14 protein-coding genes and 1 other annotated feature are annotated in these 24,994 nt (G+C 54.8%); of the genes, 9 read left to right on the top strand and 5 right to left on the bottom strand.

The features are described 5' to 3' along the window. The first annotated feature begins 69 nt into the window (after nucleotides 1–69). The 6 genes from glcT (at nucleotide 70) to pulA (ending at nucleotide 9,394) form a co-directional block, all read left to right on the top strand. Nucleotides 70–933 (top strand): glucose PTS transporter transcription antiterminator GlcT, encoded by an 864-nt coding sequence (glcT, locus tag C173_RS03680; RefSeq protein WP_036722556.1) that lies wholly within the window; start codon nucleotides 70–72, stop codon nucleotides 931–933. A 252-nt stretch (nucleotides 934–1,185) separates the two neighbouring features. Then, a complete protein-coding gene (gene ptsG, locus C173_RS03675; RefSeq protein ID WP_036722554.1) occupies nucleotides 1,186–3,243 on the top strand; it encodes a glucose-specific PTS transporter subunit IIBC in 2,058 nt (685 codons plus the stop codon). 100 nt (nucleotides 3,244–3,343) lie between these two features. Then, on the top strand, nucleotides 3,344–3,619 hold the full coding sequence (locus C173_RS03670) for an HPr family phosphocarrier protein (RefSeq protein WP_036696683.1): 276 nt from the start codon (nucleotides 3,344–3,346) through the stop codon (nucleotides 3,617–3,619). After that, nucleotides 3,612–5,324 carry a phosphoenolpyruvate--protein phosphotransferase gene (gene ptsP / locus C173_RS03665; RefSeq protein WP_036722553.1) on the top strand — a complete coding sequence of 571 codons (1,713 nt, stop codon included), beginning with the start codon at nucleotides 3,612–3,614 and terminating at the stop codon, nucleotides 5,322–5,324. The genes C173_RS03670 and ptsP overlap by 8 nt, the downstream gene beginning before the upstream one ends. 158 nt (nucleotides 5,325–5,482) lie before the next feature. Continuing rightward, nucleotides 5,483–6,727: an MFS transporter gene (locus C173_RS03660; protein ID WP_036722551.1), complete on the top strand. Its 1,245-nt coding sequence runs from the start codon at nucleotides 5,483–5,485 to the stop codon at nucleotides 6,725–6,727. 267 nt (nucleotides 6,728–6,994) lie between these two features. After that, entirely contained in the window at nucleotides 6,995–9,394 is a 2,400-nt protein-coding gene (gene pulA, locus C173_RS03655; protein WP_051477794.1) for a type I pullulanase, read from the top strand. 108 nt (nucleotides 9,395–9,502) lie between these two features. On the opposite strand, the gene C173_RS03650 is transcribed toward pulA, so the two are convergent. The 5 genes from C173_RS03650 to C173_RS03630 form a co-directional block, all read right to left on the bottom strand. Then, nucleotides 9,503–11,107, bottom strand: coding sequence for a sensor domain-containing diguanylate cyclase (locus tag C173_RS03650; RefSeq protein ID WP_036722550.1), 1,605 nt, complete (start codon nucleotides 11,105–11,107; stop codon nucleotides 9,503–9,505). Between the two features lie 528 nt (nucleotides 11,108–11,635). Next, the gene (locus C173_RS03645; protein ID WP_036722549.1) at nucleotides 11,636–12,808 is read right to left on the bottom strand and encodes an ABC transporter permease; all 1,173 of its coding nucleotides are present in this window, start codon (nucleotides 12,806–12,808) and stop codon (nucleotides 11,636–11,638) included. After that, nucleotides 12,805–13,506, bottom strand: a complete 702-nt coding sequence (locus C173_RS03640; RefSeq protein WP_036722547.1) for an ABC transporter ATP-binding protein — start codon at nucleotides 13,504–13,506, stop codon at nucleotides 12,805–12,807. The genes C173_RS03645 and C173_RS03640 overlap by 4 nt, the downstream gene beginning before the upstream one ends. Next, nucleotides 13,503–14,933 carry an efflux RND transporter periplasmic adaptor subunit gene (locus tag C173_RS03635; protein ID WP_051477793.1) on the bottom strand — a complete coding sequence of 477 codons (1,431 nt, stop codon included), beginning with the start codon at nucleotides 14,931–14,933 and terminating at the stop codon, nucleotides 13,503–13,505. Before C173_RS03635 ends, C173_RS03640 begins: the two co-directional genes overlap by 4 nt. After that, on the bottom strand, nucleotides 14,930–17,476 hold the full coding sequence (locus C173_RS03630) for a hypothetical protein (RefSeq protein WP_051477792.1): 2,547 nt from the start codon (nucleotides 17,474–17,476) through the stop codon (nucleotides 14,930–14,932). The genes C173_RS03635 and C173_RS03630 overlap by 4 nt, the downstream gene beginning before the upstream one ends. A gap of 220 nt (nucleotides 17,477–17,696) precedes the next feature. Further along, nucleotides 17,697–17,973 (top strand) — a binding site (T-box leader). 59 nt (nucleotides 17,974–18,032) lie between these two features. On the opposite strand from C173_RS03630, the gene pheS reads away from it, so the two are divergent. The 3 genes from pheS to C173_RS03615 all read left to right on the top strand — a co-directional run bounded on the left by pheS (nucleotide 18,033) and on the right by C173_RS03615 (nucleotide 24,525). Then, nucleotides 18,033–19,067, top strand: coding sequence for a phenylalanine--tRNA ligase subunit alpha (gene pheS, locus C173_RS03625; RefSeq protein WP_036722546.1), 1,035 nt, complete (start codon nucleotides 18,033–18,035; stop codon nucleotides 19,065–19,067). A 343-nt stretch (nucleotides 19,068–19,410) separates the two neighbouring features. Then, the gene (gene pheT / locus C173_RS03620) at nucleotides 19,411–21,855 is read left to right on the top strand and encodes a phenylalanine--tRNA ligase subunit beta (RefSeq protein WP_036722543.1); all 2,445 of its coding nucleotides are present in this window, start codon (nucleotides 19,411–19,413) and stop codon (nucleotides 21,853–21,855) included. Nucleotides 21,856–22,059: 204 nt separating this feature from the next. Further along, nucleotides 22,060–24,525 (top strand): hypothetical protein, encoded by a 2,466-nt coding sequence (locus C173_RS03615; protein ID WP_036722542.1) that lies wholly within the window; start codon nucleotides 22,060–22,062, stop codon nucleotides 24,523–24,525. The last annotated feature ends 469 nt before the right edge of the window (nucleotides 24,526–24,994 follow it).

The raw sequence follows: 24,994 nt of genomic DNA, 5'->3' as shown, positions 1-24,994 counted from the left end.
ATCACACGTTGAAACATGTATCGTGCTGCTGGAATAGATCAGGATTCAGAAGTAAAAGAGGTGTCGCAAGTGAGCAGCATTACCGTGGGCAAGGTGCTTAATAATAACGTTATCATTGCCGAGCATCCCCAATATGCCGAGGTTGTGGTGATTGGCAAGGGGATCGGCTTCAACCGTAAAACGAGGGACCGGATCAATCTGTCCTCCGTAGAGAAGATGTTCATTCTGCGCAGCCAGGAGGAGCAGGAGCAATACAAGCAGCTGGTGCCGCAGGTAGATGAGAAGCTGATTGAGGTGGTCCAGGAGATTGTGCTGCATATTATGCAGAGCAGCCGCCAGACGCTGAATGAGCATATCCATATTGCCCTTACCGACCATATTTCCTTTGCGATCCGCAGAAGCGAGCAGCATATGGCTATTCATAATCCGTTTCTATACGAGACCCGGGAGATTTATCCGGAGGAATACAGTCTGGCGGAATATGCGGTGGAGCGGATCAATGAGGCGATGAAGGTGACGCTGCCGCCGGATGAGATCGGCTTCGTGGCCCTGCATATTGTCAGTGCGCTTAGCAACCGCCATATCTCTGAGGTGAAGCAGCATTCCGAGCTCATCGGGGACATGGTGGGACTGGTGGAGGATAGCCTGGAATACCGCATTCCGCGGGATTCTCTGGACTATTCAAGGCTGGTGACCCATTTGCGGTTCGTTCTGGAGCGTCTGCGCCGGGGAGAGACTGTGCGCGAGACCTCGTCCCTGGATGGACTAATGAAGCGGGAGTATCCCGAGATGTACATGCTTGCCTGGAAGCTGACGAAGGTGATTGAGCAGCGGGTGCGCATTCCGGTATATCCGGCCGAGGTCAGCTATCTGACGATTCATCTGCAGCGTATTGCCCAGAAGAAGGAAGATGAGCCGGAGCTGGAGGAGTAGACCGGCTTTAGGCGATTTTGGGGCTTGCAACTTCAAATCAATGGTGCTACAATGATCCCTGTTATGAAACAGAAGCAGAATACCAACGTGTAACTGATACGATCAGGCATGAGTGATTTACAGTATTATGGTTGTCCTGCCCCAACTTGGGGTACTCTAACGTTAGCGTTAGTGTGGCAATCCATGTGCTGTATTGCTCATGCCTTTTTTGGCTTCTGTTGACAGAAATTAAGGATTAGGAAGTGACCTTGAATGTTTAAAAAATTATTTGGCGTTCTGCAGAGAGTCGGTAAAGCGCTAATGCTTCCTGTTGCCATTCTGCCTGCAGCGGGCCTGCTGCTTGGAATCGGGAACATGCTGGTGAATCCGGACTTCCTGCAATACGTGCCTGCACTGGAGAATAATATCGTACAGGCCATTGCCACGGTACTAATGAACTCCGGGCAAATCGTATTCGATAACCTGTCCCTGCTCTTTGCAGTCGGCGTAGCTATCGGGCTGGCCGGAGGTGAAGGCGTAGCCGGACTGGCAGCGATTATCGGCTTCCTGGTGATGAACGTAACCATGGGTACGGTAGTCGGTGTCAATGCTTACGTGCTGACCTGGAAGGATTTCTCGTATTCCAGTGTGCTGGGGATTCCCACCTTGCAAACCGGGGTCTTCGGTGGTATCCTGGTCGGGATATTGGCCGCATCCATGTACAAAAGGTTCTTCCGTATAGAATTGCCGTCGTATCTGGGCTTCTTCGCGGGTAAACGTTTCGTACCGATTATGACGGCAGTGACCTCCCTGATGCTCGGTCTTGCGCTCACGATTGTGTGGCCGCCGATCCAGCACGGTCTGAACTATGTGTCACAGAGTATGATTAATACCAACCTGACGCTGTCGGCCTTTATCTTCGGGGTCATCGAGCGCTCCCTGATTCCGTTCGGCCTGCACCATATCTTCTATTCACCGTTCTGGTATGAATTCGGAAGCTATATTGACAAGGCCGGCGATCTGGTCCGCGGGGACCAGCGGATCTTCATGCAGCAGCTTCGTGACGGTGTGGAGTTCACAGCGGGTACATTTACAACCGGTAAATATCCGTTCATGATGTTCGGTCTTCCGGCAGCGGCTCTTGCGATCTACCATGAGTCGAAGCCTGAGAACAGACGGATTGTCGGAAGCTTGATGGTTTCCGCTGCGTTAACCTCGTTCCTGACGGGGATCACCGAGCCGCTGGAATTCTCCTTCCTGTTCGTGGCTCCGCTGCTGTTCGCCGTCCATGCTGTATTCGCAGGCTTGTCCTTCATGACCATGCACCTCTTGAATGTCAAAATCGGCATGACCTTCTCCGGCGGGTTCATCGACTATGTGCTGTTCGGCGTCATTCCGAACCGTACCGCCTGGTGGCTGGTTATCCCGGTAGGTCTGGTACTGGCCGTGATCTATTACTTCGGGTTCCGCTTCGTCATCCGTAAGTTCAACCTGAAGACTCCCGGCCGTGAGGATGCCTCCGAGGAGGAGGATGAGGTAAGCTTGGAGAGTGTGTCCAAGACAGGCGACGATCTGCCGCGCAACATTCTGTCCGCCCTGGGCGGCAAAGAGAACATCACCCATCTGGATGCCTGCATTACGCGCCTGCGGGTCGAAGTGAAGGACAAAGCGGGCGTAGACAAGAACCGGCTGAAGAAGCTGGGTGCGTCTGGTGTTCTTGAAGTGGGTAACAACGTACAAGCGATCTTCGGCACGCGTTCGGACACGATCAAGTCACAGATTCAGGATGTGATGAACGGCAGAACACCGGCTGCAGCCCCTGCTGCTCCTAAGCCGGAGCTTGAACAACAGGCCGGCGAGCAGGGAGACGCTATTATCCCTGAGGATATCGTATCTCCGGTAAACGGCCAGCTGATGGATATTACAGAGGTTCCTGATGCGGTCTTCTCGCAGAAAATGACCGGTGACGGCTTCGCCTTCCTGTCCGAAGACGGCAAGATTGCTTCGCCGGTATACGGCAAGGTATTCAACGTGTTCCCTAGTAAGCACGCCATTGGCATCATGTCAGACGGCGGCAAGGAAGTCCTTGTGCATATCGGGGTTAACACCGTTAAGCTTAAGGGCCAGGGCTTCACGGTTCTGGTGGAGGAAGGCGATCTGGTAGCTGCCGGACAGCCGATTATGGAAGTGGATATGGAGTATGTGAAGGCGAATGCACCTTCTGTCATCTCTCCGGTCATCTTCTCCAACCTGCCGGAAGGCTCCTCCGTTACCTTGAATAAGCCGGGCAGAGTCGTCATCGGCGACAAGGATATCATCACCATTCAGTAAAATGTGCAATGGCGAAGCGCTTCCATTATAATGAAGGGGAGCGCCAGCCTTCACTATAATTCACCATCCCAAATTAACAGAAAGCGAGTTGGATTATATTATGCAAACAACTTTCAGAATTATTGACGAAGACGGAATTCACGCACGCCCGGCAACAGCGCTGGTAAATACAGCTACAAAATTCAAAGGCACTGAAGCTTTTGCAGAAGCTAAAGGCAAAAAAGTTACCCTTAAATCCATCCTGGGCGTTCTCTCCCTGGGCCTTGAAGCAGGAGATACCCTGACTCTTATTACTGAAGGCAGTGAAGAAGCAGAAGCATTGAACGCGTTGCAGGAGGTTATGGTTAAAGAAGGGCTGGGAGAAGTTCATGAATAAAATTTCAGGAATCGCGGCTTCCGCAGGTATTGCAGTAGCCCGTGCCTTTATCCTGGAACACCCGGACTATACCATTACCAAAACAGCGGTCACGGATGTGGACGCTGAGCTTGCGAAGCTGAATGACGCCCTGGACAAATCCAGAGGCGAACTTCAGACCATCAAAGAGCGTACCCTGGCTGAGCTTGGCGAGAAGAAGGCGGAGATTTTCGAATCACATCTGCTGATCCTTGATGATCCTGAGCTCATTACCCCTGTAATGGACAAAATCCGTGAGGAATCGGTAAATGCGGACTACGCACTGAATGAAGTAGCTAATCAATTCGTGGAAATGTTCCAGAACATGAAGAGCGCTTACCTGCAGGAACGTGCAGCAGATATGCGTGACGTAACCAAACGTGTGCTGAACCACCTGCTTGGCATTCACTATGTGAGCCCGGCTGAGATCAGTGAAGAGGTTATCGTTATTGCCCTGGATCTGACCCCATCGGATACAGCACAGCTTAACCGCAATTTCGTCAAAGGCTTCACCACCAATATCGGCGGACGGACATCCCATTCGGCCATTATGGCCCGTTCCTTGGAGATTCCGGCGGTTGTGGGCACGAAGAACGTGATGTCCCTGGTCAAAGCAGGCGATCTGATTATCGTGGATGGTCTGAGCGGCGATGTGCTGATCAACCCTTCCGAAGCTGAGGTAGCCGAGTATACAGCGAAGCAGGAAGCTTACAATCTTCAGATTGCTGAATGGAAAAAGCTCCGCGACGAGCCAACGGTATCTGCCGACGGCAAGCATGTAGAGCTGGCAGCCAACATCGGGACTCCGAATGATGTGACTGGCGTTATTGAGAACGGCGGCGAAGGTGTAGGTCTGTACCGCACCGAGTTCCTCTATATGGGCCGCGACAAGCTGCCTTCCGAAGAGATCCAGTATAATGCCTACAAGACGGTGCTTGAGAATATGCAAGGCAAGCCGGTAGTAGTGCGTACGCTGGATATCGGCGGAGACAAGGAGCTGCCTTATCTGGAGCTGCCGAAGGAAATGAACCCGTTCCTCGGCTACCGTGCGATCCGTCTCTGTCTGGACCGTCAGGATATCTTCCGCACCCAGCTGCGTGCCTTGCTCAGAGCAAGCGCCCACGGCGACCTGCGCATTATGTTCCCGATGATCGCTACCCTTGGTGAATTCCGTGCAGCCCGTGATCTGCTGCTGGAAGAGAAGGCCAAGCTGCGTGAAGAAGGCAAAGAAGTGTCCGACAGCATCCAGCTGGGCATCATGGTAGAGATTCCTTCGACGGCTGTACTGGCGGATCAGTTCGCCAAGGAAGTGGATTTCTTCAGTATCGGAACCAACGATCTTATCCAATATACAATGGCTGCGGACCGTATGAATGAACAGGTAGCCTACCTGTATCAGCCGTACAACCCGGCAATTCTGCGACTGGTCAAAATCGTCATTGATGCTGCACACGCCGAAGGCAAGTGGACCGGGATGTGCGGAGAAATGGCGGGGGATGCCACAGCTATTCCTCTGCTGCTCGGTCTTGGCCTCGATGAATTCAGCATGAGCGCTACCTCCATCCTGCCAGCACGCAGCCAGATCTCGAAGCTGTCTGCGGCCGACATGAAGGAAATGGCTGCCCAGGCCCTGCAGCTCGGCACGGCCGAGGAAGTAGCCGCACTGGTGCAGTCCCGCGTGAATTAATTCTTTACTCAAGCATTGGTTTATAACTCCAACTACTTTCCGGCCCCCTTTACAGGGGGCTTTTTTTTGCGGTTATTTGAATTTCAGCAAATCTGGAACCGCCCGCCCGGGTGTTATTTTATATAATGTGTCCATTACTTTCGGAGGGTGGAACCATTGTGCAGAGATTCAGTGCTTCACAGATTTATTTGATCCATGTGTTTATGTTGTCGCTTGCCGCCAGTACGATATTCACAACCTACAGTATTTATTATGTAGTTGACCTTAAGCTGAATCCGCTTCAGCTTGTGCTGATTGGAACGGTGCTGGAGATAACGGTGCTTGTGTTCGAGGGAATCACCGGAGTGGTCGCTGATACCTATAGCCGCAGACTGTCTGTCATTATTGCCGTGTTCGTTCTGGGGAGTGCCTTTGTCCTCGAAGGGAGTATTGTCTGGATCATGCATCCGGATTCCCTGTTGCCTGCCTTCGGCTGGCTGCTGATCTCCCAGATGCTGTACGGGATCGGCTGGACCTTCCTGAGCGGAGCGGATACCGCATGGATCATGGATGAGCTTGAGGAGGAGCAGGCTGGAAGAATCTTTATGCGCTCCAAAATCTTCTCTTTAAGCGCCTCTCTGCTAGGCATTGCGGTCAGCGTAGGATTATCCCAGGTTGCGTCTAATCTCCCTTTTCTGGCGGGTGGCGTCATCTATTTCATCCTGGGGTTCATATTGATCCGGCACATGAAGGAGACGGGGTTCATACGCCGGGAGCGTGCGCCGCATTCCTCCGCTATCCGTGAGCTGGGCAAGACCTGGGTCAGCGGCATCTCTATCCTGAGGCATCATCCGCTGCTCCTGCTGCTGACGGTTGTAACTTTATTCAGCGGTGCTGCGTCTGAAGGATATGATCGCCTATGGCCAGTCTTTCTTATGAACGAAGTCGGGTTCCCGGAGATTGGAGTCTCGATGGCGGCCGGCTTCGGGCTGATCAGTGCGGCGACGACTCTGCTGGGTGTGCTGGCTGTCTATATGGCCGGGACAATCATTGATTTGCAAAAGGAACGTCAAGTAGCGGCCGCCTTGTTCCTCCTGACCTCCGTCCGTGCCGGCTGCATTATAATGGTGGCACTTGCGCCTAATTTCTACTGGGCTATCGGGGCGGTACTGCTCCTGGGGGTGGTCGCTTCGGTCAGCGACCCGATCTATACCACCTGGCTGAACACGAAGCTGCCATCCCGGAACCGGGCTACACTCTTGTCGATGATCAGCCAGTCCGATGCCCTGGGCCAGAGTGCAGGCGGTCCGGTTGTAGGATATATCGGAAGCCGGATCTCTATCAGAGCTTCGCTGCTGTCGGCGGGCTTTCTGCTGCTACCTGTGATTGCGTTATATGGCAGGGTGCTGCGGAAGCGGTCATGATGTTTTGGAAATTCATTAGCTTAATTCCCCGGCGATCCATGCCGATATAGGATATATCCGGTGACACAATTCAACCCTTAACCCAGACCTGTGAACATAGTGTTACATATTATATAATGAACCCTATGTAGCAATTCCGGCGTCATCCGCTTGCAGAGCTGTGCAAGTACAAAGTATTAGTTAAGGAGAATGTGGACATAGCTTGATAGTAATAGAACGATAGTTCTCCGGGAGTATTACGGATGAGCGTAGGGATGGTGAATAGCAATGAGCAGCAATTATATACAAGCAGAACAAGAAATCGATACCTATCAAGGCAATGACCTCGGCTTGACCTACACAGCGGAATACTGTGTATTCAAAGTCTGGGCGCCAACAGCCTTCACAGTGTCGCTCGTATTATATGCAACAGGCGGAAACGGGCTGACCCCGCAGACCGCAGATTACAAGGACAGCGGCAAAATTCTTAGTATGGAGCGCGCTGAGGGCGGAGTATGGACGATCCAGGTTTCCGGTAACCTCAAGGGGAAATATTATATGTACCGCGCCGTATTTGCGGACGGTTCGATTAATGAAGCGGCCGATCCTTACGCTACGGCTGTATCGGCCAATGGAACACGCACAGCCATTGTGGATTTGTCCGAGACAGACCCGAACGGCTGGGAGAGCGATGCCTCTCCGGTGCTGCCGCATCCGGCAGATGCAGTAATCTATGAGCTGCATGTCCGCGATTTCTCGTCAGATCCTAGCTCCGGTCTGACGTATAAGGGGAAATTCAAGGCCTTCACCGAGACCGGCCTGCGGGATGAGGCGGGTCATCTGCTGGGTATTGATCATCTGGCTGAGCTGGGCATCACGCATGTTCATCTGCTGCCGGTGTTCGATTATCAGACGGTGGATGAGCTGGGCAAGCCAGGGGAAGAACCGGCATCCTCCATCTTCACAGACTATAACTGGGGCTACGACCCCCAGCACTATAATGTGCCGGAAGGCTCCTACAGCACAGACCCGGCTAACCCGCTAGCCCGTATCCGGGAATTCAAGGAGCTGGTCCAGGCGCTGCACAGCCGCGGCATCTCGGTGATTATGGATGTGGTCTACAATCATACCTACGGCTTCCAGAAGGGACCCTTCCAGCCGCTGGTGCCGGACTATTACTACCGTCATGATCAGAGCGGCCGGCTCTCTAACGGCTCGGGCGTCGGCAATGAGCTGGCTACAGAACGGCCGATGGTCCGCAAGTATATCAAGGATTCCCTGGCCTACTGGGCGAAGGAGTACCATATTGACGGGTTCCGCTTCGATCTGATGGGGCTGATGGACAGCGTGACCATGCGCGAGATTACCGAGGAGCTGCGGCTGGAGATTAATCCGGGGCTGCTGATCTATGGTGAACCGTGGACTGGCGGCGACTCGCCGCTTGCCTCCAAGACGCTGAAGGGCGTGCAGCGCGGCAAAGGCTACGCCGTCTTCAACGACAACTTCCGCGCAGCCATCAAGGGAGACAGCGACGGTTGGGGCAAAGGCTTCGTGACCGGGGAATACGGCAAGGAAGGTGCGATCGCGTCCGGAGTGAGCGGGGCGATTCATGAATTCACCGATGCGCCTACAGAGACTGTGAACTATGTAACCGCACATGATAATCTCAACCTGTGGGACAAAATTCTGGCTACCCGGGGACTTCGCGGGGAAGCCGGACTGCCGGAGCTAGAGGGCGGCAAGCTGCGGGGCGGCGGGGATCTCAAGGCCGCACTAGAGCAGGCGAATCCGTATGTGGGAGTAGATCCCGAGAATGTGCTGGATAATGAGACAGTACGCCGTTCGTTGCTGGCTAATGGAATCATTCTGACCTCGCAGGGAATTCCGTTCCTTCATGCCGGGGATGAGCTGCTGCGCAGCAAATACGGAGATCATAACAGCTACCGCAGCCCGGACTGTATCAATGCGATCCGCTGGGAGAACAAAAGCAAATTCATTGCAGTATTTCAATATTACAAAGGTCTGATTGAGCTGCGCCGGACACATCCGGCCTTCCGCCTGCACGGACGCCAGGAGATTGAACGCAGTCTGGAGTTCCTGCGCTGTGACAGCGGAATCGTTGCCTACAGACTGAAGGATCACGCCGGCGGAGATCCATGGAATAATATCGTGGTGATCTATAATGCCAATATGGAGCCGGTCACCCAGTGCCTCCCGGAGACCTCCGGCTGCTGGAACATCGTAGTTGATCATACCCATGCCGGACCGGAGGCCTTCCGGCAGACGGAGAACGGCAGTGTTGAGGTTGCCGGACTGTCGATGATGGTACTCTATGATAAATACGGAGAGCCTGAGCCGAGATCGAAGATTGTGGAAGTTCATTATGACCGCCCGGACGGCGATTACCGGGGCTGGAATCTCTGGGTGTGGGGTACAGGCATTCAGGATGGGCAACGGGACTTCCAGCACATGGAGGAAGGTCATGCCGTAGCACGGATTGAAGTGCTGCCGGGGACCTCCACGATAGGCTACATCCTCCGGCTGAACGATTGGGAGGAGAAAGACGGCACCGCTGACCGCTTCATCGACTGCTCGGGCAGCGGGGAGCAGGTTATCAAGGTGACGGTTCGGGAGCGTAGTCCGGAGCATAGGACAGAGCTGGCTGATCCGCTGCCGCAGACCAGCTAGAACATAAGAAGAGCTGATTAGTTCCTCCCCCAGGGATGGAACCAATCAGCTCTTTTTGGCTAAGAGTTATTAAAGAAGCCTTAGTATAGGAGTGAGCTTCCGCTGGTGCTAGTTCCGCTGATCGCTGTACTTCTTATCCACATGCTCGCTGTACAGATTAGCCTCATTGCCGCCATGGTTCTTGGAGCGGTACATCGCCAGATCGGCGGCACGGAGCAGCTCGTTGATGCTGCTGCCGTGCTGCGGGTACAGGGCCACGCCAATGCTGGCAGAGGTGTGGAAGCTGGAGCCCTGGTTGATAGACCAGGATTTGTTGAACAGCTGGAGCAGACGGTTCAGCAGCTCGTCCAGCATTTGCGGGCTGGTGAACCGGTGCAGCACCACCGCGAATTCATCTCCGCCGATCCGGAAGGCCTGGCCGGAGCCCTTCACGGTCTGCTGCAGCTCCCGGGAGAGCAGCTGCAGGAATTCATCTCCGGCCAGATGGCCGAGCGTATCGTTCAGCTGCTTGAACCGGTCGCAGTCCAGCAGCGCCACGGCGATCTCCTGCCGGCGCTCCTCGGGCTGGTTGATCAGGTTCTCCATGTACATTTTGAAATGGGCACGGTTGGGAATCGCGGTCAGATGATCATAGAAGGCCAGCTTGTGCAGGCGCTCCTCATATTGCTTGCGCTGGGTAATCTCACGCGAGACCAGCATGAACTGTGCCGGGAAATTGCGGCTGCCCGCAATCGGGGTAACCTTGGTCTCCAGCCACACCCAGTGCCCTTCGGCCGAACGCATGCGCAGCTCGGATATTCTCGGTGAAGACTGCACCACACTCTTGAGCTTGGCCCAGGAGATTTCGGCTTCACGGATATAGTTGGAGAGCGGTGCCCCTTTGCTTGGCACATAGCCCAGTGCAGTTGCATGGGAAGGCGAGGCATACAGGATCAGACCGTTCGGATCTGTCAGCACAATGAAGTCGGACATCGTCTCACCGATCAGCTGGTAGAGCGATTGCTCGTCCTGCATTTCGTTCTGCAGGGAGATCAGTCTGCGGCTGAGATAGATGATTACCATAACAAGCAGGAACAGAAATACAGAGTAGACGGCGAACAGGGAGCTTTTGAGATTATTGAACTCTGTCATCACTTGGCTTGCATAGGTGTCAATCTTGTCCTCTGCCTGATTCAAGCTTTCCCGTACCTCATTCAGCTCCGTATGTATGGTGAGGGCAGAATAAGAGGCGGGATTCCAGCTCTTCTGAACCCGCTGCGAGATCAGCTCCCGGCCGTTATCCCTCCACACGGTAAGCGTGGTTCCGAAGTGATCCAGCTCGTTCCTCAGCTCGTCCAGCAGCAGCTCGCTCTGCTTCATTCCATTGAACGGGCTCTTCACAGCATCCAGATTGTAGCGGGCGGTATTGACCCGCTGTAGCGCCTGGGCATTATTGTCCTCGAATTCCTGCGACAGCGTACTGCGCTGCGCGCTGGTCAGCGCCCCGCCGACTGTGGTCTGAAGCGCAAGGGCTGCCTGATAGAGATCGCGGTCGGCGTTCAGAATGAGCTCGGAATTCTGGTAGACGTCACTGTACAGCGAATCGGATAATTTGTTCATCGTATGATTCAGAAACAGCAGGGAGGCCACACTGATCCCAACCAGAAGAACGGTGATGGATGTGAATAATATAATCAGTCTGCGTGTACTTTTGTTTTCCGAAAAAACTGCCACTGTCATCCTCTCCCCGCACAGAACTTTTGCAAATCTCATGGGTGTAGCTTTGGTGCATGCGAAACTTATCCTTATGCGGAATATGGCTTCTTGCAGGCATGTAAGAGAGTATACGTTAGCGAGTCCTAGAAAGCAGGGGAAGAAGGAGGCAATAGAAAGAATAACTTCCGGTTAGATCGCGGTTTCTTTTCACCAGTATATAGGACATCCCTTAAGCAGAGCAATTGCTGAAAAAATAATAAGCCCCGTCAGCTTCCGCTGCGGATGACAGGCCGTGAAGCACACCCTGGAGCCGGAGGGGAAACAGTGGAGACATATCCGTTACAGCCGATACAAAGAACTATTATGTATACCCTACTACTATGTACAAGGTATTCTGACCTTTGAGTCCTATTACCCACTTTTGCTGCAAACGATACCCCTTTGGTATCAATTGTGCATTAAAAATAAAACAAGAAAATCCGCCAGCCCAGGGATCTGAGACTGGCGGATTGAAAAGCTGATGATAACGCAGCGTCTAGGATGGCGCTACTCGTTGCGCAGCGCATAGATCGGGCGCATTCTTGCAGCCTTGCTTGCAGGAATCATTCCGAATACGACACCGATGATCAAGGAGAATGAAAAGGAGATCAGGACCATATTCCAGGAGGGCACCACATTCAAGGCGGTATAATGACCGACAGCCCAGCTGGCGCCAAGTCCCAGTGCGACTCCGATCAGGCCCCCGGTGCCGCTTAAGACCACGGACTCGATCATGAACTGCATCATAATGTTCTTTTTCTTGGCCCCGATGGCCTTGCGGATGCCAATCTCTCTGGTACGCTCATTGACCGAGACAATCATAATGTTCATAATCCCTATCCCGCCTACAAATAAGGAGATACCGGCGATACCGCCAAGGGCCAAGGACAGGGTGGCGCTGGTTTCATTAACCGTTTCCAGCATCTCCCGGGAATCAAAAACAGAGTAGGCATTCTCGGCTGCACTGAATTTGGCAGTAAGGCTGGCTTCCAGCTTGGTTTTGACATCATCCACATTGTCATTGGAAGTGGTTGTGAGGGTAATGGAGCGGACTCCCTTGCTCTGCAGGAACCGTTCGGCTGTAGAGATGGGGATCAGCAGCTTCTCGTCGCTTGAGCCGACGCTGGTGGAGCCTTTACTCTCCAGCAGTCCGACGATCTTGAAGCTGCTTCCGTTGATCTGTACCTTTTGGCCTACAGGATTATCTGTACCGAACAGATCTTCCGCCGTATCTGATCCGATTAACGCAACCTTCTGCCGGTATTCTGTATCCATCTCAAGCAGGAATCTTCCGGATTGCACGTGGAAATCCTGAACCTCTTCGTAGGCAGGTGTAATGCCTTCTACGGATACGGAAACGTTCTCGGTACCGTGCTTGGCGGTAACGTTCCCGGAGATTACCGGGGATACATTGTCCACCCCTTCAATCTCATTCAGGGCCAGGGCCTCCTCGTAGGTCAGCGAAGTGGTGGCTCCGCGGCCCATAATGTTGACGGTCAGCTGGTTGGTGCCCAGGGAGCTTAGGGACTCTGTAATCTGCGAGGTGGTGCCCTGGCCCACAGCGACAAGTGCAATGACGGAGGAGACCCCGATAATAATGCCCAGCATGGTAAGAAAGGCTCTTATTTTACTGCTGAGGATACTTTTGAAGGCCATTTTCATACTCTGGTACAGCATCATGAGGGCACCACCTTCCGATCCTCTACAAGATCCCCATCCTGAATCCGGATCACCCGTTTGGCCTGCTCGGCAATCTCCAGGTCATGCGTGATCAGAATAATGGTATGCCCCTGTACGTTAAGCTCCTTAATCATCTCCAGAACTTCCTTGCCTGTCTTGGAGTCCAGCGCTCCGGTTGGCTCATCGGCAAGCAGAATCGGTGGGGTTCCGGCAAAGGCGCGGGCAATAGCCACACGCTGCTGCTGGCCCCCTGACAGCTCGGAAGGACGGTGATTCATTCTGCTCGCAAGGCCTACCCGGACCAGGGCATTACGGGCAATTTCTCTGCGCTCCCTATGGGACATTCCACGATAGATCAAGGGCAGCTCCACATTCTCTACCGCTGATAACTTCGGCAATAGATTAAAGTTTTGAAATATAAAGCCAATCTTTTCGTTGCGGATCTGGGCCAGCCTGTTGTCAGACAGCCTGCGGATCTCCTGGCCGTCCAGGAAATAATCGCCTTCATTGGCGACATCGAGGCAGCCCAGCATGTTCATCAGGGTGGACTTGCCTGACCCTGACGGGCCGATGATCGCAACGAATTCACCGTGATTAATGCTGAAGCTCAGGCTCTTCAGAACCGTCATCGATTCTCCGGCCATCGTGTAGCTGTGCTGCATCTTCTCAACCCGGATCAGCGGCTCTGGTGCGGTCATCGTCCGCCACCGCCTCCGCCGAAGCCTCCGCCGCTGCCACCGCCGCCGAAGCCGCCGCCCCCGCCGGGAAAGCCACCGCTCCCGCCGGTCATTCCTCCGCCGCTGAAGCCGCCCATACCACCCATACCGCCTTGCTGCGGGGAGGTGGCATTGCCTGAGGAGATCACGGTCGGGAGGATTACTTCATCCCCTTCACTTAAGCCGCTGACGATTTCGATGCTGCTCTCATTGTGGATACCAACCTCTACAGCTATCCGTTTCATGCCTGAGGCGAAACCGGCTGCCCCTTTGCTTCCGGCTGCTCTGCCGGGGAACTCCGCACCAGCAGGGAACTCTCCAGACGGAAGTTCACCGCCCTGGAATTCTCTGCCGCCGCGGGCGCCTGTGCCTCGGGTCCCCGCTTCACTACCGGAGGGTTCACCGTCCGCTGCAGCGCCAGCAGGGGGTTTGGAGTCAGCAGCATCTCTGTCTGTTGTGTTAGCTTGCTCATCCCCGGTTCCCGGCACATTGACGAAGGATTTCCCGTTTATCTTCGTTACAGCTTCGATGGGAACGGTCAGAATATCCTTTTTCTCTTCGATCGTAACCGCCACCTCCGCAGACATGCCGATAAGCACACCCTCCGAGTTATTTAATCCTACAGTGACGTTGAACAGGGAGACGCCATTAGAGGAGGTCCCTTCTTTGGCGATATCTATAACTTTACCGGTAAAAGATTTGTCCTCAAGGGCATCCAGTGTAATGGTAGAGGCTTGATTCAGCTTGATTTTGGGGATGTCCAGCTCGTCTACCTGCACGGTTACGCTTAGATTCACGTAGTCGGTCATGGTGAACAGCTCTGTACCATTCTGGGCCTGCTCACCGTCCGTAATATTCACGGCAGTGATCGTTCCATCGATCGGAGCGGTCAGCGGATCAGGCGGAGCCATATCTTCATGGATGGCAGCGATGGATTCCTGCCCGTCCACGATATCGCTATTGGCTTTATCAATGGCTTTTTTTGCCGATTCCAGCTCTTCCTCTGTCGCGTTATTCATAGCCAGCGTCTTGTAGCTCTCCTGTTTATTCTCCAGCTCCGTCTTGAGATTCTCCAGTGACTTGGTGGCTTCCTTCAGCTTATCGTCCAGATCGCCCGCAACAAATGTGATCAGCACAGCACCTTTTTTAACAACATCGCCTTTCTTAACCATGACCGTATCGACCTTCCCGGCTTCTTTGGTACGGATGCTCTCACTGTTGATCGCCGATACTGCACCTGAACCCGAGACACCCACCAGGATATCCCCCTTACTGGCAACTGCCGTATTCAGCGGAGCGGCATTGATCTGCCGGTTCTGATCCGGCCAGAGCTTATAGCCCGCAATCCCTGCAATAGCAACGAGGACTATCGCTGAAGCGATAATAATGATCTTCTTCTTCTTATTCATTGTGCAGCTCCTTCGGGGGAAGAGGTGGTTGCTTTGGCGGTAACCTCAAGGGAATAGGCCTGGCTGGCGAGCTCTGTCCGTACTCCCTGGAATTCATCGTAGAATTTAAGGGCATAGGTGCCGGAGCTGAGGTTTTTGAACAGGACGCTGGATAGAGTCGTTGAATAAGAGTTGTTGGTTCCCAGTGTCAAGTCGGTTCCCAGCGTCAGTGCTTTCTCGTGAGACTGTCCATAAGGATCGATAACCTGAAGGATGAGCTTATGCTGGTAAGCGCCTGTCTGGTAGGTATTATCCTGATTGAGATTGTAATTGAACGTCACAGCAATGCTGCTTGCGCCCTTGGTGAGTTCCCCTGTAGAGCTGGTAACTGCCAGTGTATAAGGGAAAAGTGGAACAGAAGCCAGATTGGTCAGAGGCGTAACCTCTGCCGGTGTCAGTGTCAGCGCTGCCGTATTGACGTATCCCGTCGCAGCCGTTCCTGCGGCAGTCAGCTTGCCATCCGCAATCGACTGGCTGATATACAGCTCAAGACCTGTGGTGTCCAGGGTGGCCGGGACTTTCGCCCAGAAGGTAACCAGTGTTTTGCCCCCAGGGCTGGTCGACAGCTCGGACTGGTTGGCAGTTGCTTCAAAATATTGCCCGTCAGCAGTCCTGAACTGTGCATATAGACGGGCCAGATCTGCCTGCCGGACTTCATCGCTGTTCATTTCCACTTCGCTGTACACCAGGTTCGAGCCGGTTCCTGTATACAGGAGGGTGGAGCGCTCCTTCACGGTGGCTTTTTTGCCGGTGGCGGTGATCTTGAAGGCTTCCCCTGCAGCCACCGGAGCTACACTCTTAACGGTGCTGTCGCTTGTGCTGAGAGTGAGGAACTGCGACACCTCTGTACCCTTGGTCTCCTGGAGGATGAGCTTGATTTGTCTGACATCCAGGGTGTATGGAATATGGCCTTGAACCGTGATCTGGGTGCTGGCACCCGGGGCAAGCACCGAAGAGCTGTTGTCCGTATAAGTCTGCGAAGAGGAACTGAGATCCTTCTGATCCGCCAGGAGTACGCCGGTAAGAGCAGGTAAGGCAATGGATTTGGACGTTGCATTGCGTATCGTTAGTACAGCCTGTACCAGATCCTCGCTGCCCCAAGGCAGACGCAGCAGCGAGTCCAGAGAGACAGCGAAGGTGCCATAGGTATTGGTTACGCTGGTCTCAGAGGCGAGATGAATCTGTCTCTCAGGCGTATAAGGGATGCGGAAATAGGCCACAGGCAGCGTTACTTTATCCGCGCTGGCTGCGGGAGCGATCATTCGCAGCTCCAGCGAATTCTGAGCCAGCTCCAGCGGAACACTGGCGCTCAGCTCAATCAGCTTTTCTTCCAGCGGCTTCAGGGTCAGGCTGCTCAAGGCAGTGGCCGTCACCGGGAAGCTATAGCCTTCCGCCGACTTGACGTTAAGCTCATAAGCAGGCAAAGTAACGGCTGTGCTGCCGGTATTCTTCACCCGGAGCTGATAGCTCCAGACACCATTCCCGTTATCCGCATGCACACTTGCCTTCAGCAGCTGCAAGTCTACCAGATTGCTGTCGATGGAGACCTTTTTGGTATAGCCCGCTGCTACAGTGAAATCTGCAGTTACCGCAGCCGGAAGTGCGTAGGAAGAGACAGGCAGGTACAGCTTGAGTCCTTCATCCAGCTTGGCAATCTGCAGCGTCATCTTGCTGAGATTCATGTAGGAGGGGATCTCGGTCATATAATAGAGCGTCTTCTTCTCCTGAGGCTGTAGCTTGAATTCGGAGCTGCTGTCATCCAGCGTAAGCGTGAAGGCAGAGCCGCCCGAGGATTTCAGGTACAAGGTATAGCCCGGATCTGTAAGCACTTTGGTACCCAGATTGGTTAGACTAAGCCCGACCTTGGCATAGACTTTGCTGTTATATTTGTAGATTTGCACGGATTCGGCTTTGGTGCCGGCAGTAATGCCGCCGAGTTCAACCTTTCGGGTCTCCCCTGTAAGCGAGGACAGAGAATAATTGGAAGGAATCGTGAACGTGCCTATACGCTGTTCATAATTAGCGGCGCTGAAATTCCAGCCGTAGATGTTGATTTTGAGTCCTTTGACTGAGGCGGCGGTTCCAATATTCGCATAGTATGTAAGACTGGTGCTTTGTTTAGCAGGGATTTTCTTGACCGCACTGTCTGCGCTGACCGGAATTCCCTTAATGATGCTGCCGCCCGCAGTTACAATTTTGGAGAAATAGTCTGCCAGATTGACGCTGCTGCCGGCAGTGTTGGTATAGGTAAGCGTGTAGGTGAGAATATTACCGCCGGTTTGGCTCTGAAGCCCTACATGGCTCAGCTTCACCTGAAGCGTGGTACCGAGCTTGAGCGCACTTAGACCGTTAAGTGTGGAGACTTCCGTGACCGCGCTTGCTGCTGTGGCAGCCGTTGAACCGGATGAAGCGGCATAGGCCGCGGTTCCCGGGCTTCCAGCGGTTTGACTTGCGGCAAATGTGCTGAGCAGCAGCAGAACAAATGCTTTTTTTCGTGTAAGCATGTAATTTCCTCCTTGTGTGATCTCTTAAGGGAAAATATCAACATTGACTGAATGTCCGCTGAAAAAAAAGCCGTCAAACCGCGCTGAAGCTTAAAGGGAGCTTAAAAAAAGATAAAAAATAAGCGGAATTTGTGCGGCTTGTCAAACTGGCTGTTTTTGCATATAATAGATGGGCATATCTTCCCAAGTGGAGGATCGAAGTGCAGAGGTTATAATCCGCATACATGCAATGATGGAGAAGAGTACGCAGTGCCTGGCTTACAGGGAGGAAGCGCCGCAGATTGAGAGCGTTTCTAAGAGAGCAGAGCTGCCGAAGTTCACTCCGGAGCAGTTCCCTGAATGTGCTTGAAGAGCACTAGTAGGGGGGACCGGCCGCAGACCGTTATTTCTGTATAAAGTGAGACAGGTCTTTGCCGCACCGAAAGAGGGAATAGTGCTCTTAAGGGAAGCGTACGGCCGTCTAACAAGGGTGGTACCACGGTCTTTTCGTCCCTTTACCGGGAGGAAAGGCCTTTTTTTGTTGAACAATACGAGATTTGAGGGGGCAGTACAAGCCATGAAAGACAAATTGGAAGCACTGAAGGCTGAGGCGCTGACGAAGCTGCAGGCGGTAAACGATCCGCAGATTCTGAATGACCTGCGCGTCAAATACCTTGGCAAAAAAGGCGAGCTGACAGAGGTTCTGCGCGGTATGGGCGGATTAAGCGCGGAGGAGCGTCCGGTGATCGGCCAGGTGGCCAATCTGGTGCGCAGCGCCATTGAAGAGGTGATCAGCGCCAAGCAGGAGCTGTTCCAGCAGCAGGAGACAGAGAGCCGCCTGAATGCGGAGAAGGTCGATGTAACCCTGCCGGGCCGCGGCCTGCCGCAGGGCGGGATTCATCCGCTGAGCCGGGTGCTCCAGGAGATCGAGGATATCTTCATCGGCATGGGCTTCCGGATCGCTGAAGGACCGGAGGTGGAGACGGACTATTACAACTTCGAGGCACTGAACCTGCCGAAGAACCATCCGGCCCGGGACATGCAGGATTCCTTCTATATCACGGATGATATTCTGATGCGTACCCAGACCTCGCCGGTACAGGTGCGTACCATGCAGGCGGCGAACGGGGAGTCTCCGGTCAAAATCATTTGTCCCGGCAAAGTGTTCCGCCGCGACGATGACGATGCGACCCACTCCTTCCAGTTCCATCAGATTGAAGGCCTGGTCATCGGCCGGAATATCCGCATGAGCGACCTGAAGGGTACCCTGCAGCAGTTCACCAAGGAGATGTTCGGCCCTAGCGCGGGTATCCGTCTGCGCCCCAGCTTCTTCCCGTTCACCGAGCCTAGCGTTGAGGTGGATGTAAGCTGCTTCAAATGCGGCGGCGATGGCTGCCGGCTCTGCAAGCAGAGCGGCTGGCTGGAGATTCTGGGCGCCGGTATGGTGCACCCGAATGTGCTGCGGATGGGCGGATACGATCCGGAAGTTTACAGCGGCTTCGCGTTCGGCATGGGTGCGGAACGGATCGCGATGCTGAAATACGGCATCGATGACATCCGCTATTTCTATACGAATGATATGGGCTTTGTGAAGCAGTTCAAGGGTATTTAGGGATTTGGCGGGGGTGCGCGGGGGCGTTGGACGGATATTGTTAAGCCGGAGGGATGACGGCAGTGCTAATTAAATGACTGCGATTGAAGGACCGGAGGGGAATTTTGGAACTGTAGGAGCGGTAGCGTCCGCCTTTGTGTTTGGATTTCTACCGCGAGAAGCGGTTCTAATCAGGAAATCCAAACACAACAGCGGCCGGAAGTCCAAATATTCTCTGTAGGAACATTGCAATGCAGAATTTTTTTGCGCGAAGTTGACGTGGGCTTGTTTATATCCGCTTCCGCACCCCAGCACAACCGGCATGGAGATCAATACATCTGAAACAAAAAGGAAGTGTGCGATTATGAAAGTATCAACCGCCTGGCTGGCCGATTATATATCGCTGGAAGGAGTGACCGCTGATCAACTGGCGGACAAAATCACCACCGCCGGCATCGAGATTGACGGAGTAGAACGCCGCAACAAAGGTATTTCCGGGATTGTGACCGGCTACGTGAAATCCAAGGAGAAGCACCCGGACGCCGATAAGCTGAATATCTGTATTGTCGATGCCGGGCAGGGCGAGGATCTGCAGATCGTCTGCGGAGCGAAGAATGTCGCAGCGGGCCAGAAGGTTCCGGTCGCGCTGGTAGGTGCCAAGCTGCCGGGCTTGGAGATCAAAAAAGCCAAGCTGCGCGGCGTGCTGTCACAGGGGATGATCTGCTCGGCCAAAGAGCTGGGCCTGAACGACAAGCTGCTGCCCAAAGAGCTGCAGGAGGGCATTCTCGTGCTGCCGGAGCAGACCGAGGTGGGCCAGGATATTCTCAAGGTGCTTGGACTGAATGACGAAATTCTTGATTTCGATCTAACGCCGAACCGTTCCGACTGCCTGAGCATGATCGGTGCCGCTTATGAGGTAAGCGCGGTACTGGGCCGTGAGCTGAAGCTGGCTGATCCGGCGGCAGAGCTCGTGGAAACGGGCGGGAAGGCTGCGGACTCCATCACGGTTACCATTGAGGATGAGGCATTTTGCAGCCATTATGCCGTGCGTTATATTGCCGGAGTGAAGACCGCGCCGTCCCCGCTGTGGATTCAGAACCGCCTGATGGCGGCCGGGGTACGTCCGATTAACAATATCGTAGACATCACCAACTACGTGATGCTGGAATACGGGCAGCCGCTGCATGCATTTGACGGCGGGCAGCTCCAGGGCGGAACCATCGGTGTACGGTTTGCCCGTGAAGGGGAAGGACTGGTTACCCTTGACGGACAAGAGCGCAAGCTTGCGCCGCAGATGCTGGTCATTGCCGACGGCTCAGGCGCAATTGGCCTGGCCGGAGTGATGGGCGGACTGTCTACAGAGGTTACCGCAGACACCGTTAATATTGTACTGGAATCAGCCAAATTCGATGGTGGAACGGTACGCAAGACCTCGCGTCAGCTCGGTCTGCGCTCGGAAGCGTCCCAGCGGTTCGAGAAGGAAGTTGACCCGAATGCGGTCATCCCTGCGCTTAACCGCGCGGCTGCACTGATTGCCCGGTATGCCGGAGGAACGGTTCATGAAGGGATTGTCCAGGCCGGCAGCGCCGCTGCTCAGGAGAAGGTGCTGCACTTATCGCTGGAGAAGCTGAACCGCTATCTCGGGACAGATCTGTCATTGCTGGAAGTGAAAACCCTGTTCGGACGCCTGCACTTCAAGTGCGGTGATGCGGCTCAGGGAATCGTCGAGGTCGAGGTGCCGACACGGCGCGGAGACATTACGCAGGATGTGGATCTGATTGAAGAGATCGCCCGCTTGTACGGCTACGACAACATCCCGACCACCCTGATCGAAGGCACAACAACACCGGGCGCGCTTACCAGACAGCAATCTCTGCGCCGCGAGCTGCGCCGCATGCTCTCGCTGGGCGGATATCAGGAGGTTATGGGCTATTCCTTCATCCAGCCGGAGCAGAGCACGCTCTTCCCTATGCTGGCGGAAGGCAAACAGTCAGTGAAGCTGGCGATGCCGATGAGCGAGGAGCGCAGCGTGCTGCGTACCAGCCTGCTGCCGCAGCTGCTGGACATTGCCCTCTACAATACGAACCGCCGCCAAGGCGATCTGGCGTTATTCGAAATCGGCAACGTCTTCTTCACGGAGGAGGAAGTCCTTACCCGCCAGCCGAGCGAGCTGCCGGTGCTGGGGCTGCTGCTGAGCGGTACGCGTGCAGCCAAGCAGTGGAACGTGGCTGCTGAGCCGGTGGATTTCTTCGACCTTAAGGGTGCGCTGGAGACTGTATTTGCACATCTGGGCCTTACGGATCGCGTAATCTATGAAGGGGACGCGCCTGAAGGCTATCATCCGGGACGCTCCGCTTCCATCTATCTGCTTCAGGCAGAGGGCCGTGTGAAGATCGGTTCGATGGGGCAGATTCATCCCGAGCTGCAACGCCGGATGGATCTGGAGGATACCTATGTATCCGAAGTCCTGCTGCAGCCGCTCTATGATGCGGCACGCGCCGGGCTGCAGTACAGCGAGCTTCACCGCTTCCCGGGCATGGAGCGGGACATTGCGGTGGTAGTCGATGACGCGGTTCCGGCAGGTGACCTGATCGCGGCGATCCGTGAGCACGGTGGCACTCTGCTGCAAAATGTGCAGGTATTCGATATCTACACAGGAGGCAAGATGGAGGCAGGCAAGAAGAGTGTTGCCCTGTCGCTCCTGTACCGCCATACCGAGCATACGCTGACTGACGAAGAGGTTGTGGAAGTGCATGACAAAGTGGTCTCTGCCCTTGAACAAACTTTTGGTGCAGAATTAAGAAAATAGCAGGAATTGTGCAAAGCCGCAGCGAATCCATTTAGAAACAGAGATTCCCTGCGGCTTTTCTGTACCCTTGTGAAGTGCGGAGGAACATGCGAATAAATGCAATGGACGCGTGCTTTTGCCAAAGGTCAGGAAATCACGCTACAATAGGAGCAAGAGCAAAGAAACCAACTTAGAATCCGCACACATACAAAGGAGGGCACAACTGTGGCTATGGACCGGACCCGTGTCGCCGTGGAGATATACGGAACTTCCTACAAGCTGGTAGGAAGCAGCACAGAATATATGAAACAGGTCGCCCGTCATGTCGATGAGCATATGCGTGCAATATCGAAATCACATTCCAGACTGGATACGCCGCGGATTGCGGTGCTTACAGCTGTACATATGGCAGAGCAGGCAATCCAGGTTCAGGATTTCAAGAATGAGCTGAATATGCTGACCGGTGAACGTACCGAGCTTCGCGTGGAGGTGTCACGCCTTCAGGAAGCGCAGCGTGAACAGCAGGAAGAATATGAGAAGCTGGAAGCGGCTGCGAAGGAAGAGGCGGCGCGGCTGATTGCCGCTGCCGAAGAAGAACGCTCAAGACATCTGGAGCAGCAGGAGCAGGAGCGGCAGCTGCAAGCCCAGCTGCTGGAGGAAGAGAAGCAGGCTGCGGCCGCCGGCCGCGAGCAGCTGGTGCAGGAGCTGAAGGCACGCGAGGAAGAGCTGAAGGCGCTGCGCGAGGGCCATGAAGCAGAGCAGGCTGCAGGCCGCGAGGCAGCGCGTCAGGAGCTGGAAGCCGCAGAAGCCATGCGGCTGCAGCAGCTGGAAGAGATGAAGGCTGCCCATCAGCAGGAATTGGAGCAGCTGCGCGAGACACTGATCCGCGAGAAGACAGAGACGTTGTCTGCCCTGGAGCAGGAGCTGCATGAGACCCGGGAGTCGATGGGCAGCGAGATCGTGGAGATCCGCTCCACGTTAAGCAAGGAGCTGGCTGATACCAAGGCTGCGCTCACAAGTGAGCTTACCGGGGAGCGGGAAGCGCTTGAGAAGGAGCTGGCCAAGAACAAGGAGCTGCGGCAGTCCCAGGGGACGCAGGAGCACCGGCACAAGCAGCAGCTTCAGGAGCTGGAGAAGCAGCTTGGCGAGCTGCGCGGCGGAACCGGGCAGCTCCAGTCCCGGCTGCGTGCGGCGGAAGCCGGGCTTAAGGGTGAACGCGATGCGCGGCTGACGCTACTGGCGCAGTACGAAGCTGTCCTGAAGCGGGAGGAGCAGCTTGGCGAAGAGCTGAAGCTTGCCGCTGAGCAAGGAGAGCAGCAGAGTGCGGCGCTGGAGGAAGTGCGCAAGCAGGCTGCGGCTTCGCAGAGCGAGGCGGAAGCGCTCCGGAGCGGGCTGCGGGAAGCAGAGGACAAGCTAAGCGCTGCGCTGGAAGAGCTGAGCACGGCGAACGAGATGGGCACCCTGCTGAACGAAGAGCTGGAAGGACTGCGCCAGCAGGTTGCAGCTGCGCAAAGCGAGGCCGAAACGCTCCGCAGCGAACTGCGGGAAGCAGAGGGCAAGCTAAGCGCTGCGTTGGAGGAACTGCACACGGCGAGCGAGCTCGGCACCCTGTTGAACGAAGAACTGGATGAGCTGCGTAATCAGGTTGCGGCTACACAGAGCGAGGCGGTGGATATCCGCAGCGAACTTCGGGATGCAGAGGGCAAGCTAAGTGAAGCGCAGGAGGAGCTGCATACTGCTAAGGAGCTTGGCAATCTGCTGAACGATGAACTGGAAGGGCTGCGCCAGCGTTATGAGCTGACGCAGGAAGAAGCGGCAGCACTGCGCACATCGCTGCGGGAGACCGCAGATCAGCTCAGCCGGACGCAGGTCGAATTCGACCGTACGGCAGAGGAAGCGGCGTCCTGGCAGGAGCGTGCGAACAAGCATATGGAGGATATCAGCGAACTGGAGATGAACCTTCTGGAAGAAGGGGAGAAGTCGGCAGCCTTGCAGCGCGAAGTGGAGACTCTTCGCGGACAGGCAGACGGAATGGTTCAGCAGCTTGATCAGGAGGCGCGTCTGCGTGCCGAAGCGGAGCAGGAGCTTGCTGTTCAGCAGGAGGCGGCAGAAGCAGCCCGCAAGGAACTGGCTGAGCTGCGCGGCCGTTACGAGGAGCTGATCGCCCAGTACGATGAGATTCTTCAGGACGGGGAGCAGCTGAAGGAACGCTACGAACTGCTGGAAGCCGAAGGCGAGGAAGCTGCGCGGCGTCTGGAAGAGCTGTATGAGGCGGGCCGTGAAGCTGCCGCTGCGGCGGCGGAGCAGCAGGAAGCACTCCGCGAGACCCGGGAGTACGAAGCTACCTGGAAGCAGAAAGTTGAGGAGCTTCAACAGCGCGAGCAGCAGTGGAATGAGCAGGAAGCACAGCTGCGTGAGGAGATTGAGATCTGGCAGCAGGAGGCCGGTGAAGCCGAGGCTCAGGCGGAAGCAGTCAGCCGCTCACGTACTGAGGCGGCGCAGCAGCTGGATGAGATCGGCGAGAGCTATGAGATGGTCCAAGGCCAGCTGCGGCTGGTTCAGGCCCAGTTCGAGCTGCAGCAGGGAGAGCTCGAGAAGCTGTCCCAGGAGCATCGCAGCTTGCAGGCGGAATATTCCAAGCTACAGAGTGAATATAATGAATGGATTCAACTGATCGAACAGGACAGTTGAATGGCGGATGCATCACAGGAAGAGCTGTTGTAAGCAGGAATGCTTAGAACGGCTTTTTCTGCTGTGCAGGGACGGGGGACGGATTCCTCCTTAGGGGGACTGCAAGGGGGGGCTGCTGCTCTAAAGTTGGCTGAAGTGAAGTATGGGACAGAAGTAATTTCTACTGGGGGGGAAGTTGGTGAAGGGAAGGGGGGAGTGAAGAAGACATCTAGGCTGCCATCTTGGACAAATCCTGCACTAAATACAACATTCGTACCTCTGAGGCAGCAAATTACGGGAAATCCTGCCTAGAATGCAACATATTTCAGCCAACGACCGCTCCACTGGTAACATTCCTGTAAAATGTGCAACATTTGGCGTTCTCAAGCTACAATCCGATATGAATCCTGCAAAATGTGCAACACTTGGCGATAACAGCTCATGATGAGGAGCACAAGTGCCCCTGAATCCACCAGAAGTTAGCCAAATG

The organism is Paenibacillus sp. FSL R7-277 (assembly GCF_000517965.1).
In the GTDB taxonomy this organism is placed as follows: domain Bacteria; phylum Bacillota; class Bacilli; order Paenibacillales; family Paenibacillaceae; genus Paenibacillus_AQ; species Paenibacillus_AQ silagei.
The sequence above is the reverse complement of the archived record's forward strand: the minus strand, read 5'-3'. Positions and strand labels throughout refer to the sequence as shown.

Excerpts from the sequence above, each read along its gene's own strand:
- ptsG (WP_036722554.1), top strand. The coding sequence starts at position 1,186 with ATGTTTAAAAAATTATTTGGCGTTCTGCAGAGAGTCGGTAAAGCGCTA.
- C173_RS03670 (WP_036696683.1), top strand. The coding sequence starts at position 3,344 with ATGCAAACAACTTTCAGAATTATTGACGAAGACGGAATTCACGCACGC.
- ptsP (WP_036722553.1), top strand. The coding sequence starts at position 3,612 with ATGAATAAAATTTCAGGAATCGCGGCTTCCGCAGGTATTGCAGTAGCC.
- pulA (WP_051477794.1), top strand. The coding sequence starts at position 6,995 with ATGAGCAGCAATTATATACAAGCAGAACAAGAAATCGATACCTATCAA.
- C173_RS03645 (WP_036722549.1), bottom strand. The coding sequence starts at position 12,808 with ATGATGCTGTACCAGAGTATGAAAATGGCCTTCAAAAGTATCCTCAGC.
- C173_RS03640 (WP_036722547.1), bottom strand. The coding sequence starts at position 13,506 with ATGACCGCACCAGAGCCGCTGATCCGGGTTGAGAAGATGCAGCACAGC.
- C173_RS03635 (WP_051477793.1), bottom strand. The coding sequence starts at position 14,933 with ATGAATAAGAAGAAGAAGATCATTATTATCGCTTCAGCGATAGTCCTC.
- C173_RS03630 (WP_051477792.1), bottom strand. The coding sequence starts at position 17,476 with ATGCTTACACGAAAAAAAGCATTTGTTCTGCTGCTGCTCAGCACATTT.
- pheS (WP_036722546.1), top strand. The coding sequence starts at position 18,033 with ATGAAAGACAAATTGGAAGCACTGAAGGCTGAGGCGCTGACGAAGCTG.
- pheT (WP_036722543.1), top strand. The coding sequence starts at position 19,411 with ATGAAAGTATCAACCGCCTGGCTGGCCGATTATATATCGCTGGAAGGA.